The sequence below is a fragment of the Aureimonas psammosilenae genome (assembly GCF_009176975.1).
Lineage (GTDB): Bacteria > Pseudomonadota > Alphaproteobacteria > Rhizobiales > Rhizobiaceae > Plantimonas > Plantimonas psammosilenae.
Map to the genome: position 1 here is coordinate 17568 of NZ_WEZG01000019.1, position 12389 is coordinate 29956.

Sequence of the window (12389 nt, forward strand, 5' to 3'; positions counted from 1 at the left end):
AGACGATGCGGATCGCGGTCGGCGGCATCCATACCGAATGCAGCACCTATTCGCCGGTGCTGATGGAGGAGCAGGATTTTCGCGTGCTGAGGGGCGAGGAACTTTTGAGCTCGCCCTATTTCGCCTTTCTGCCGGCCGAGGGGGTGGAATGTCTGCCGCTTCTCCACGCGCGGGCGATCCCCGGCGGCCCGGTGTCGCGGGACGCGTACGAGGGTTTCAAGGCGGAGTTCCTTCAGCTTCTCCAGGCCGCCCTGCCGCTCGACGGGCTTTATCTCGCCATGCACGGCGCGATGAAGGTGGACGGCATGGACGACGCCGAAGGGGACTGGATCGAGGCGGCGCGGCGCGTCGTCGGGCCGCACTGCCCGGTGGCGGCGAGCTACGATCTCCACGGCAATGTCAGCGACAGGGTGGTCGATCATCTCGACATCTTCGCCGCCTATCGCACCGCCCCGCATATCGATGTCCGCGCCACGATGGAGCGCGCCTGGGCGATGCTCCTTCGCACCTTGCGCGAAGGGCTGAAGCCCGGCATCGCCTTCGCGCCGGTGCCGGTGCTTCTGCCGGGCGAATGCACCTCCACCGAAGATGAGCCCGCCAAAGGGCTTTATGCGGCATTGCCGCCGGTCGACGCGCGGGACGGCATTCTCGATGCCAACCTGATGATCGGCTATGTCTGGGCCGACGAGCCGCGCGCCACCGCCGCCGCCGTGGTGACGGGGCTCGACGCGCAGGCCGCCAGCCAAGCCGCCGAGGAGATCGCCGCCGCTTATTGGAACGCGCGCGAGGACTTCGCCTTCGGCCCGGTCACCGGACCGCTGAAGGAGATGCTCGGGGTGGCGGCCGAGACGCAAACGCGGCCGATCATCCTCGCCGATTCCGGCGACAACCCGACCGGCGGGGGCGTCGGCGACCGGGCCGGTGTTCTCCGGGCGCTTCTGGCGATGGAATGGCGTGACGCGCTTCTCGCCGGCATCGCCGACCGGCCGGCCGTCGAAACCGCCTTCGCGGCGGGCGAGGGGGCGACCGTTCTTCTTCGGATCGGCGGCAGCCTCGACCCGGCCTCGGTGCCGTTCGAGGGTGAGGCCGAAATCCTGCGCCTCGTGGATCCCGGCGCGCCGGCCGAGCGCCAAGTCGTGGTGCGGGTCGGCGGGGTCACCGTGGTTCTCGCCGCGCGCCGCCGCCCTTATCACGACCTCGCCGATTTCCACCGGCTCGGCCTCGATCCGAAGACCGTGCGCCTTCTCGTGGTGAAATCCGGCTACCTGTCGCCGGAACTCGCTCCCATCGCCCATCCCAACCTGATGGCGCTGACGGACGGTGTGGTGAACCAGGACATTCCGCGCCTCGCCAACCTTCGGCGCGAGGGCGCGAAATTTCCCTTCCGCCGCGACTTCTCCTTCATGCCCAAAGCTCGCCTTTCGGCGCGCTGGGCGGCAAAAGCGGACTGACCGCCGGGGCCGGCAGTCCAGCCGGCCTCGCTCATGCTTGAAAGCCTTTCCATGTCCGCGCTCGGCGCTCCCCTTCGCGACCCGGTGATCCGGGCCAGCATGCTGACGATCTTCTTTTTCGGCTTTTCGGGCGCGGCGACCGTGCCCTATCAGTCCGTGATCGGGGTGCGCGAACTGGGACTCGGCGACAGCTACTACGCCGCCCTGATCCTTCTCGCCGCGACGGTGAATGTCTGCGTCAGCGTCGCGGTCGGCGCGCTTGCCGACCGGATCGGGCGCTACCGGTCCTTGATGCTCGTCGTGACCCTGTTCGGCGTCACCGGCTATGGCGCGGTGTTCTGGCTGCCGTCCAAGGCGAGCTTCGTTCTGGCGGTGCTTCTGCTTCTTCCCGTCTACAATTCGGTGAACGCGCTTCTTTTCGCCAATGTCCGGAGCGTCGCCAACCGCATGGAAGGAAGCGACGCGGGGGCGGTGAACTCGGCCGCGCGCGCCATGATCTCGCTTTCCTGGGTGCTGGTTCCCGGCATCGTCGCCTTTGCACTCGCCGGCCGCGACACGATGCTACCGGCTTATCTTTTCGCCAGCGCGGCGGCTTTCGCTTGCGTGCTGCTCGTTCTCTTCCTGCTGCCGCCCGAGCGGCCGGGCGGGCCTTCGGCCGCCATTCCCTTGGCCGACCGTCTGCCCTTTCAGGTCGCGATGTCGCCCAAGCGCCTCGTGCGGATTCTAGCGGTCGCCATGCTGTCTTCCATGGTTCATGCCAGCGACCAGACCCTGCCCTTGATCCTGACAGGCCAGGCGGGCGGCGCGATGACCGATATCGGCATGGTGGTCGGCGGCATCGCGGCCCTGGAGGTCGTTCTGATCTTCTTCTGGGCGCGCGTTCAATCACGCATCGGCAGCGTCCCCGCGCTCGCCGCCGGGGCGGTGATCTATGTCGCCTATCTGGCCACGCTGGGTTTCGCCTCGCAGCCTTGGCACGTTTATCTCCTCGCCGTGCCGGCGGCGGTGGGCGCGGCGGCCCTAATCAGCCTGCCGATCACCTATCTCCAGGATCTCATCCGCGAGCGGCCGGGCCTCGGCAGTTCGCTGATCTCGGTGAACTTCTTTCTGAGCGCCGGCATCTGCGCCTGCATCTTCGCGCTCGGCACCTCCATTGCCGGTTATGCCGGCGCCGCGCGCCTTGGCGCGGCCATGGGCGTGTCCGGTCTCGCGCTGCTTCTGTTTCTCGAAAGACGGAGCCTTTCCCGGTGACCCGTCGAAGCGATCCCATGCGAATCTTCACCGCCTCGCTCGCCACCGAAACCAACACCTTCTCGCCGGTGCCGACCGACATGCACGCCTTCGAGGCGGCCTTCTTCGCCCGGCCCGGCGAACATCCGGACAGGCCGACGCTCTGCTCCTCGCCGGTGCCGATCCTGCGCCGTCGCGGGCGGGCGGAAGGCTTCACCGTGATCGAGGGCACGTCCTGCTGGGCCGAGCCCGCCGGCCTCATCCAGCGCCAAACCTACGAGACCCTGCGCGACACGATCCTCGCCGAGCTCCAGGCCGCGCTGCCGGTGGATGGCGTCGTGCTCGGCCTCCACGGCGCGATGGTGGCGCAGGGCTATGACGACCCAGAAGGCGATCTACTCCAACGCATCCGCGCGATCGTCGGGCCGGATGTGCTTGTCGCCGCGGAGTTCGACCCGCATTCGCACCTGACGCCCCTGCGTGTCGCGCAGCTCGACCTGATGGCGGCATTCCTCGAATTTCCGCATACGGATTTCGAGGAGCGCGGCGAGCATGTGGTGGATCTTTCGCTGCGCGCGATCCGGGGCGAGATCGATCCCGCGATCTCCACCTTCGATTGCCGGATGATCACGATCTATCCAACGAGCCGCGAACCGATGCGCTCCTTCGTGGACCGCTTGAAGGCCTTGGAAGGCATGAACGGCGTCCTGTCGATTTCCGTGATCCACGGCTTCATGGCCGGCGACGTGCCGGAGATGGGCACGCGGATCGTCGTCGTGACGGACAGCGACAAGACGATGGGCGACGCGCTGGCGCGGACGCTCGGCCATGAGCTTTACGGGATGCGCCGCGAAACGGCGATGCCGATGCTGGATACGGAGACCGGCCTCGATGAGGCGCGCCGCCTTCGCGCGGCCCGGCCGGACAAGCCGGTGGTTCTGGCCGATGTCTGGGACAATCCGGGCGGCGGTGTCGCGGGCGACGGGACGCACATCCTGCGCCATATCCTCCTTCGCGGCGACATGGGCTCGGTGGCGCTCGCCACGATCTGGGACCCGGTGGCCGTCTCCTTCTGCCACGCGGCGGGGGAGGGGGCGGAGATCGACCTTCGCTTCGGCGGTAAGTCCGGCCCGCATGGCGGCGAGCCGATCGACGCGCGGGTGAAGGTGCTCCACGTCGCAGATGCGGGCTGGCAGAGCTTCCGGGCAAGCCGCGTGACGCTCGGGCGCGCCGCCACCATCCGCCTCGTCGGCACGGAGGTGGACGTCGTCCTCATCACCAGCCGCACCCAGACCTACGAGCCGGACATCTTCTCCAACATGGGCGTCGACTTCATGCGGAAAGACCTTCTCTTGGTGAAGTCCACCAATCACTTCCACGCCGGCTTCGCGCCGGTGGCGAGCGAGATCCTTTATGTCGCCGCGCCGACCAGCTACCCGACCGACCCCGCGACCACGCCCTATGCCAAGGCGAGCCTCGCGCTATGGCCGCGCGTGCCCGACCCGCTCGGCCTCGACGCTTGATCCGTCACGGCCTTACTGGAGGAACGGGCCGCCGTCCGGGAAGCTGTCGCGCGCGACGGCCATCTCGGTGATGGCGATCAGGGTCTCGGCCCGCGTTTTCAGGTCGCTCGCTTCCAGAAGCGCCTGCTTCTCGGCCGGCCCATAGGGCGACATCATGCAGAGCGCGTTGACGAGCGTGCCGTTGGACGCCTTGCCGACGCTTTCCCAGTCCGCTTCCATCTGGTTGACTTCGAGATAAAGTTTGAAGGCCTTCAAAAGCCCTTCGCGGTCGACTTCCTCCGCTTCGGCTTCCTGATCGAGATCGGTGATGAAGGCGCCGATGCGGCATGTGCGGTAGGGCTCGGTGGACGCCACCTCTTCCAGGACGCGAAAGCGCGCGATCCCCTGAAGGTTGATGAGATAGCGCCCGTCGCCGCTTTCCGCGAAGGAGGTGATTCTTCCCAGGCAACCGATCTTGCATATCGCCGGTTCGCCATCGCCGAGGAGTTCCCCGTCGAAGCTCGGCTGGATGATGCCGATGACGCGATCGCCCGCGATCGCATCGTCGATCATGGCGAGGTAGCGCGGCTCGAAGATGTTCAGCGGCATTTGCCCGCCCGGAAGGAGCAGGGCGCCTTCCAGGGGAAAGATCGGAACGAGCGAAGGAATATCCGCTTCCGAACGATAATTCGCATTGCCGACGCCAACCAAGATCCGCACCTCCTCGTGGTGGTTGCATCTGGGGCCGGGTAAAGCGAACTCAAGACTTCGCCGCCGCGGCATTTGCCCGATGTTCGAGGAAGTGATGGGCTTGAGAGCCTGTTCGATAACTCGCCGGCGGAGAGCCGGCTCGTCGAACAGGCTCTAGGAGAACAGAAGCGTCGACAGGCGGCGGCGTGCATCCTTCGTGGCCGGTTCGGTCGGGCCCCAGACATCGAAGAATTCCAGAAGCTTGCGCCGCGCGCCGTCCTCGTTCCAGGTGCGGTCGCGCTTTACGATCTCCAGAAGCTGCCCGGCGGCCTCGTCGCGCTTGCCGGTCGCCTGCGCGATCAAGGCGAGATCGAAGCGCGCCTGGTGGTCGGCCGGGTCGGCCTCCAGCCGGCGCTGGAGCGCGGCGGGGTCGCCGATGCCGGCGATCTCCGTGTGGAGCTTCAGCTTGGTGCGGATGGCGGCGAGCGCCGGATCGGACTGCTTTTCGGCGGGAACGCGCTCCAGAATGGCCTCGGCGCGCTCTCCATCGCCGAGCGCCAGATAGCATTCCGCCATGCCGGCCAAGGCACCCACATGGGCGGGGTCTTCCTGAAGAACGGCGGCTAAGAGCTGAGCCGCTTCCTGCAGGTTGCCCTCGGTGAGAAGGGCCTGGGCGTCCTCCATGGCCGCCGCGATCGGGTCGCCGCCGGCCGCGCCGCCCGTCAACCGCTCGATGAATGCCGTGACCTCGCTTTCGGGAAGCGCGCCCATGAAGCCGTCCACCGGCTGGCCGTTCACGAAGGCGAAGACGGCGGGAATGGAGCGCACGCCGAGCTGGCCGGCGATGGAGGGGTGCTCGTCGATATTCATCTTGGCGAGCTTCACGCGCCCGCCCGCCGCCGCGACCGCGCGCTCCAGAATCGGCGTCAACTGCTTGCACGGCCCGCACCAGGGGGCCCAGAAATCCACCAGAACCGGCTGGGTGCGCGACGCGACGACGACATCCTGCGAGAATGAAGCGGTGGTGACGTCCTTGATGACATCCCCCAGTGCGCCCGAGTCGGCCGGGGCGGAACCTTGCGACCGGGGCGCGGGCGCGGCTGAAGCGCCGAATGCCGAACCGAACAAACCGTTGCTCAACTCATCCCTCCTTCTGGTCCGCCGAAAGGCCCGGCGCACTTTCCTTCACCATAGCTTCGAGCGGCACGATCAGCGGTTGATGCCCCGTGGCCTCGAAGAACCGCAGAAGATCGTCCCGCCCGATCGTGGTCGTGGCGGTGTTCACCAGCGGATGGCAGTTCACCATATCGTGCAGGAGGAGTTGCTCATCAAGCACGAGCGTCACCGCGTGGGCCTCGTCGTTGAGAACCGCGAAAGCGGTCACCGAGCCGGGCTCGACGCCGATGAGTTCCAGCATCCGCGCGGCATCCACGAAGGACAAGCGGCCCGACGCGCCGATCGTCTGGTGCAGGGTCTTCAGATCCACCGCCCGGCTTTCCTCGGCGACGACAAGGAAGATGCGGCCCTTCTTGTCCTTCAAGAGAAGGTTCTTGGTGTGCCCGCCTCCGATACGGCCGCGGAGCGCCTGCGATTCCTCCACCGTGAAAAGGGGAGGATGGTCGCTCGTTTCCGTTCGAATGCTGAGTTTTTCCAGAAAGGCGAAGAGATCGTCGCGTGTTCGGACTGTCATGCCACTCCTTTCGCGCCAACCGGGCGGGCCGCGAGCCTTCGAGAACTTGAGGGCCCCGCTGTAGGCTCGCCCTCCGCCAACGGCAAGCCGGAGGTCCATGAAGCGGGGCGCAGCGGGCGCGAAGCAGGAAAGTGGAACGAGCCCTCAGAAACCCGCTTGCATTCCCGATCTGCCTCGTTCATATAGCCGCCATCCGCAGCGCAGACAGCGTCTTGCGGGGAGCGGGCGGGCGTAGCTCAGGGGTAGAGCACAACCTTGCCAAGGTTGGGGTCGTGGGTTCGAATCCCATCGCCCGCTCCAATTCGCACTAATTCGCTGATCTGCGACAGGCTGCGGCCGAGGATATCCCTTCTACGTTTCGGTAAGTGGGTGCCAGGGTCGGGGTCGGAGGTTTGATCCGTGCGGGCCGTGCATTCGGCTATGACTCGGAAGCTTTACACGCACACGCAAGTAGGCGACCGTGAACGGCGCTTGCGTTTCCCGCTCAGTTGCTCGCCGCGGGCGGATGGGTTTCCCTGGACGCCTTGCGACATCAAACCGTGCGCCGGTCCGGCGGCACTTGGATATGCTCGAAACTCAGGCCGAAGCGCGCGAGATACTTGCGCAGGCGATCCGCGTCGTTGCGGCTTACCTTTTCGAGGCGCGAGCGGGCGAAGAGAGCGCGGCCGGCAGCGCTGATCGAGCCGTGCTCGCGGCAGAGCGCGACGACGCCGGCGAGTTGGATCGCGTCGAAGCGGTCGAGCGCGGCCATGCCGTCGGGCCCGAGAAGCGCGGCGAGATCGACCCCTTCGCCCGTCTTGCCGGCGGGCCGCCAAGCCGCCTGGAGACGCGCGATTTCCTCGTCCACGACCTCGACGGTGATGCGCCCCTGGGGCGCCAGCGTCGCCATGCGCGTGACGGACGCGGCGAGGTCGCGGAAGTTGGCGCTCCAGACGGCCTCCGCTCCGGTCGCAAAGTGGAGATAGTGCTCGCGCGCCTGCCGGTTGAAGGACACGGCCTCGCCCTCGCGCTCCAAGAAGCGGCGCAGCTCGAAGTCGAGGTTCGGCTCGATGTCCTCCCGCCGGTCCCGGAGGGCCGGCAGGCGGAAGGTCCAGAGGTTCAGTCGCGCCAGAAAATCCTCGCGAAAGCGCCCCTGGCGCACGGCCTCGCCGAGGTCGCGATTGGTGCCGGCCAGGAGCTGAAACCGCGCCGTGACCTCGGTGTCGGAGCCGACGGGGAGGAAGCGCCCCTCCTCGATCGCGCGCAGGCACATGGCCTGCTCGTCGAGGCCGAGCTCGCCGATCTCGTCCAGGAACAGGACGCCCCGGTCGGCGGCGCGCAGCAACCCGCCGCGCTCGCCGGCGGCGCCCGTGAAGGCGCCCCGCACATGGCCGAACAGGGCGGACATGGCTTGGTCGCCGCGCAGCGTCGCGCAGTTCACCTCCACGAAGGCGCCCGCCACCTTCCGCTCCGCCTGCTTCAGCTCGAAGATGCGCCGGGCGAGCTGCGACTTGCCCGCGCCTGTCGGCCCGGTGAGGAGCACCGGCGCATCCGAGCGAATCACCACGCGCTCGATCTCGTCGATGGTCCGGTTGAAGGCGGCGTTGCGGGTCTGGATGCCGGACTTCAGAAACGAAGCGGCCTCGGCGCGCTCGGAGGTGAAACGCTGAGCGATGGCGTCGTAGCGCGACAGGTCGAGGTCGATGATGCGATGGGTGCCGGCCACCCCCTCGCCCTCGTCTCGGGCGCGCGGTGGCGAGAGCTGGAGCAGCCGTCCGGGAACGAGCCGCGCCTCGGTCAGGAGGAACCAGCAGATCTGCGCGACATGCGTGCCGGTGGTGATGTTGACGAGATAGTCCTCCGCCTCCGGGTCGAAGGGGTAGCTTTGGGCGAAGTCGCGCAGGGCCGTGTAGACCTCCGAGAAGTCCCAGGGGTCGCGGAAGTTCACGACGTGGCGGCGCAGCTCGGTTGCCGGCGACACGGTCTCGATGTCGCCGGCGATCGTCTCGGCCAATGCGGCGGCGTGGTTGTCATGGATCAGTTCCAACCGGTCCACGAAGAGGCCGGGTTGCTGCGCGAGGCCGACATTGGGTCGCCAGCGCCGCCAGCGGTCCTCGCGCCGTCCGAGATCGAGCTGCGTTCCGAGGATGCTGACCACGACACGGCGCTTCATCGATGCTCCAGAATTATCGTCTCTTATATTTAAAGATAAGTGAGACGGTCATGGTGTGTCGAGACGTTAGAAACGGACCACCACCGGTTCGATTTATATTCGCGGGAAATCACAATGGTTTAGAGAGAATCTTCGCCCGTTCGGCATCTATCGCGGACGTTCTGGCACGGGGCTTGAAAGGGAGTTGGCACGAACCGAAGAGGTGCCATCATGGCGAACAAGGCGATCTTCCCCTCCATGACCGGCCCGCTCTTGGCGGGAACCGATGGCGTCAACCACGAAGGCGCTCCGGCCTATGCGCTGGAGCCCCGCGCGGCGCTGGCCCAGTATGCGGTGACCGGCACGTTCAACCGGACCTTCCATGCGAGCGGCGCGGCGCAGCTCGAAGCGGTGCTTGGCTTGGCGCGCGAGGTCGAGCCGCTCTTCCTGGCGAAGGCCGCCGTTTATGCGGCCGAGCGTGCCGGCATGAAGGACATGCCGGTGGCGCTGCTTGCCATCCTGTCCGCACTCGATCCCGTGCTCTTCTCGCGCGCTTTCCCGCGCGTGGTGCGCTCGGGCAAGATGATGCGCGGCTTCGTGCAGGTCATGCGCTCGGGCGCCACCGGTCGTCGTTCCCTCGGCACCCGGCCGAAGCGCATGGTGCAGGCGTGGATCGAGAGGGCGACCACCGCGCAGGTCCTTCATGCGAGCGTCGGCAACGATCCCTCGCTCGCGGACGTGATCCGCATTGTGCATCCCGCGCCGCGGACGGCGGAGCGCCGGGCGCTCTACGCCTGGGCGATCGGTCGGCCCTACGATGTCGCCGCGCTGCCGCCCGAGGTCGCGGCCTTCGAAGCCTTCAAGCGCGACGCGTCGCAGCCGCTGCCGGACGTGCCGTTCCAGATGCTGACGGCGCTGCCGCTGACGAGCGAGCACTGGGCGGAGGTCGCCCGGCGGGGAAGCTGGCAGATGGTGCGCCAGAACCTCAACAGCTTCGCCCGCAAGGGGGCCTTCGAGGTGCCGGGCACGGCGGAAGCCGTGGCGGACAAGCTCTGCGACCCGGCGCAGGTTCGCCGGGCACGGGTGCTGCCCTACCAGCTTCTGACGGCCTGGCACATGGCAAGCCTCAAAGTGCCGGCGCTCGTCACCGACGCGCTTCAGGTGGCGATGGAGATCGCGATCGAGAGCGTGCCGGCGGTGCAGGGCGAGGTCGTGGTCTGCCCGGACGTGTCGGGCTCGATGAGTTCGCCCGTCACCGGCTGGCGTCCCGGCGCCACCTCCGTGGTGCGCTGCATCGACGTCGCGGCGCTGGTCGCGGCCGCCATGCTCCGGCGCAACGGACAGGCCCGCGTCCTACCTTTCGCGGAAGGCGTGGTTCGGGTGCGCCTGTCGGCACGCGACAGCGTGATGGCCAATGCCCGCATTCTCGGTGGGATCGGCGGCGGCGGCACGAACTGCTCGGCGCCCTTGAAGCAGCTCGCCGACGAGCGGGCGAAAGTCTCGCTGGTCCTGTTCGTGTCGGACAACCAGTCCTGGATGGATGCCGGCGGCCAGGGGCAGGCCACAGTGATGATGCGGGAATGGGCTCGGATCAAGCGGCTGAACCCGGCCGCTCGGCTCGTCTGCCTCGACATCCAGCCCTACGCCCACACGCCGGCTGCGGGGGATGACGTCCTCAACGTCGGCGGCTTCTCGGACGCGGTGTTCGCGCTGGTCCGCGACTTCGCCGCCGGGCGCGCGGGGCCGGACGCCGCGCTCGCCGCCATCGAGGCTGTGGAACTCTAGATCAAGACCCCGCGCCGTTCGGTGGACGGCGCGGGTCCGGCGGGACGAATGCCGGAGGAACTCCATCGCATCGCCAGGTCGCAGGGTTCGAGTCCCCGCCGGGTCCGGTTGGACCCGTAGTTCAACGGCAGAACGGGCGATTGTTCCTCCATACCTCGTCGTCCCGCCGGCCCCGAACGACGCGCGGCGAATGCCGGCGGAACTACAGCCTGTCACGCTGGGGTGCCAAATGGCGCCTCATGTTCCGCCAAACCTCGTCGCCGCGCGAAAGCGCCGGGCCCTGACGAATGCAGGGGACAGTCCATGGGTAAGCCTTCGGGCGAGCGGGTTCGATCCTCGCGCTGCCGGCACCGCCTTTCGGCGGACCGGCGGAAACTGTCCTCGATCTCGTCGTCAGGGCCCGGTGCCCGATCTTCAAAGAAACCAGAGACATAAGGAGGCTCGCATGAGCCGGACCATCATCAGCGGACAGGATCTCATCGACGCGGGAATGCCGCAGGGCAAGTGGTTCCGCGACGCGCTCGACGCCGCCAACCGGCATCTGGGGGAGGGCGGCACGCTTATCGATGCGGTCGAGGCGGCGCGCCGCTTCCAGCCCGGCCCCGCGATGGCGCTCCGGGCGGAAGCGGATGTGCCGATCTTCCGCAACATCGAGGCCGAGACCGAGTTCGAGCGCTCGAACGTCGCCAAGGTCACCGACACGATGCGCGTTCTCGCCCGCACCCCCGTGGTGAAGGCCGCCGCCGTGATGCCGGACGCCTGCCCCGCCGGGCCGCTCGGCACGATCCCGGTGGGCGGCGTGGTGGCCTCGCGCGCCATCCATCCCGGCATGCACTCGGCCGACATCTGCTGCTCGGTGGCGATCTCGGTCCTGCCGGGCGCGAACCCGCGCGCGCTGCTCGACGCCATCCACGCCGTGACGCATTTCGGGCCGGGCGGTCGGCCGAGCGAGGGCGGCGCTGCGCCGTCCCCCGAGACGCTCGCGCTGTTCGAGGCGAACCCGTTCCTGCGGGAGGGTGCGCTTGGCCTTGCGCAGGATCACTTCGCGACGCAGGGCGACGGCAACCATTTCAGCTTCGTCGGCCGGCTTCGCTCGACCGGCGAAACGGCGCTCGTCACCCATCACGGCTCGCGCGGTCCCGGCGCGCGGCTCTACGAGCGGGGCATGCGGGTGGCCGAGCGCTTCCGCCGCGAGCTCTCCCCCGAGACGCTGCCGCAGAACGCGTGGATTCCCGCCGACACGCCGGAGGGCGAGGACTACTGGGCCGCGCTCCAGGCCATGCGCCGCTGGACGCGCGAGAACCATCTGACGCTGCACGACCGGGCGGCGGAGCGGCTCGGCCTGCGCATCTCGGACCGCTTCTGGAACGAGCACAACTTCGTTTTCCGCCGCTCCGACGGGTTGTTCTACCACGCCAAGGGCGCGACGCCGGCCTTTGCGGGCTTTGCGGAGGACGCGGGCGACCTGACGCTGATCCCGCTCAACATGGGCGAGCCGATCCTCGTCGTGCGCGGACGCGACACCGCGCACGGTCTTGGCTTCTCGCCGCACGGGGCGGGGCGCAACCATTCGCGCACCGCCCATATGCGCCGTCTCGCCGAGGAATACGGCGCCGATGCGCGCGGCCTCAGCCCCAACAACATCGCGGCGATCATGGCGCGCGAGACGGCGGGGCTCGACGCGCGCTTCTTCTCCGGCGTGCCGGACGTGTCGGAACTGCCGAGCGCCTACAAGGATGCGGCCGGCGTGCGCGCGCAGATCGAGCGTTTCGGCCTCGCCGAGGTGGTGGACGAGGTGATCCCCTACGGAAGCATCATGGCCGGCGACTGTCAGCGCGATGCCCCGTGGCGCCGCAAGCGCGCGCGGCGCTGAACAGGAAAGGGCGCGTCGAGGCTTCGGCGCGCCCTCT

Annotated in this window: 9 protein-coding genes and 1 tRNA gene; 6 read left to right on the top strand and 4 right to left on the bottom strand. The window is 68.0% G+C overall.

The annotated features are described in order from the left end of the window. Positions 1-5 precede the first annotated feature (5 nt). Genes F9929_RS22215 through F9929_RS22225 form a run of 3 tightly spaced genes read left to right on the top strand, consistent with a single transcriptional unit; the run spans position 6 to position 4204 of the window. The gene (locus F9929_RS22215; RefSeq protein WP_152048747.1) at positions 6-1451 is read left to right on the top strand and encodes a M81 family metallopeptidase; all 1446 of its coding nucleotides are present in this window, start codon (positions 6-8) and stop codon (positions 1449-1451) included. Between the two features lie 51 nt (positions 1452-1502). Next, positions 1503-2702, top strand: coding sequence for an MFS transporter (locus F9929_RS22220; protein ID WP_152048748.1), 1200 nt, complete (start codon positions 1503-1505; stop codon positions 2700-2702). A 17-nt stretch (positions 2703-2719) separates the two neighbouring features. Further along, positions 2720-4204: a M81 family metallopeptidase gene (locus F9929_RS22225; protein ID WP_152048749.1), complete on the top strand. Its 1485-nt coding sequence runs from the start codon at positions 2720-2722 to the stop codon at positions 4202-4204. 12 nt (positions 4205-4216) lie between these two features. Here F9929_RS22225 and F9929_RS22230 read toward each other — a convergent pair whose 3' ends face one another. The 3 genes from F9929_RS22230 to F9929_RS22240 all read right to left on the bottom strand — a co-directional run bounded on the left by F9929_RS22230 (position 4217) and on the right by F9929_RS22240 (position 6563). After that, the gene (locus F9929_RS22230) at positions 4217-4894 is read right to left on the bottom strand and encodes an LON peptidase substrate-binding domain-containing protein (RefSeq protein ID WP_235919521.1); all 678 of its coding nucleotides are present in this window, start codon (positions 4892-4894) and stop codon (positions 4217-4219) included. Between the two features lie 153 nt (positions 4895-5047). Continuing rightward, positions 5048-6013, bottom strand: coding sequence for a thioredoxin (gene trxA / locus F9929_RS22235; RefSeq protein WP_152048751.1), 966 nt, complete (start codon positions 6011-6013; stop codon positions 5048-5050). Between the two features lies 1 nt (position 6014). Next, positions 6015-6563 (bottom strand): prolyl-tRNA synthetase associated domain-containing protein, encoded by a 549-nt coding sequence (locus F9929_RS22240; RefSeq protein WP_152048752.1) that lies wholly within the window; start codon positions 6561-6563, stop codon positions 6015-6017. A gap of 225 nt (positions 6564-6788) precedes the next feature. Between F9929_RS22240 and F9929_RS22245 the strand changes: the two genes are divergently transcribed. Then, positions 6789-6863, top strand: a tRNA-Gly gene (locus tag F9929_RS22245). Between the two features lie 232 nt (positions 6864-7095). On the opposite strand, the gene rtcR is transcribed toward F9929_RS22245, so the two are convergent. Further along, positions 7096-8715, bottom strand: coding sequence for an RNA repair transcriptional activator RtcR (gene rtcR / locus F9929_RS22250; protein ID WP_152048753.1), 1620 nt, complete (start codon positions 8713-8715; stop codon positions 7096-7098). Positions 8716-8925: 210 nt separating this feature from the next. Between rtcR and F9929_RS22255 the strand changes: the two genes are divergently transcribed. Together F9929_RS22255 and F9929_RS22260 are read left to right on the top strand one after the other, a co-directional pair. Continuing rightward, positions 8926-10479: an RNA-binding protein gene (locus F9929_RS22255; RefSeq protein ID WP_152048754.1), complete on the top strand. Its 1554-nt coding sequence runs from the start codon at positions 8926-8928 to the stop codon at positions 10477-10479. A gap of 460 nt (positions 10480-10939) precedes the next feature. Then, entirely contained in the window at positions 10940-12352 is a 1413-nt protein-coding gene (locus tag F9929_RS22260; RefSeq protein ID WP_152048767.1) for an RtcB family protein, read from the top strand. Positions 12353-12389: the final 37 nt, after the last annotated feature.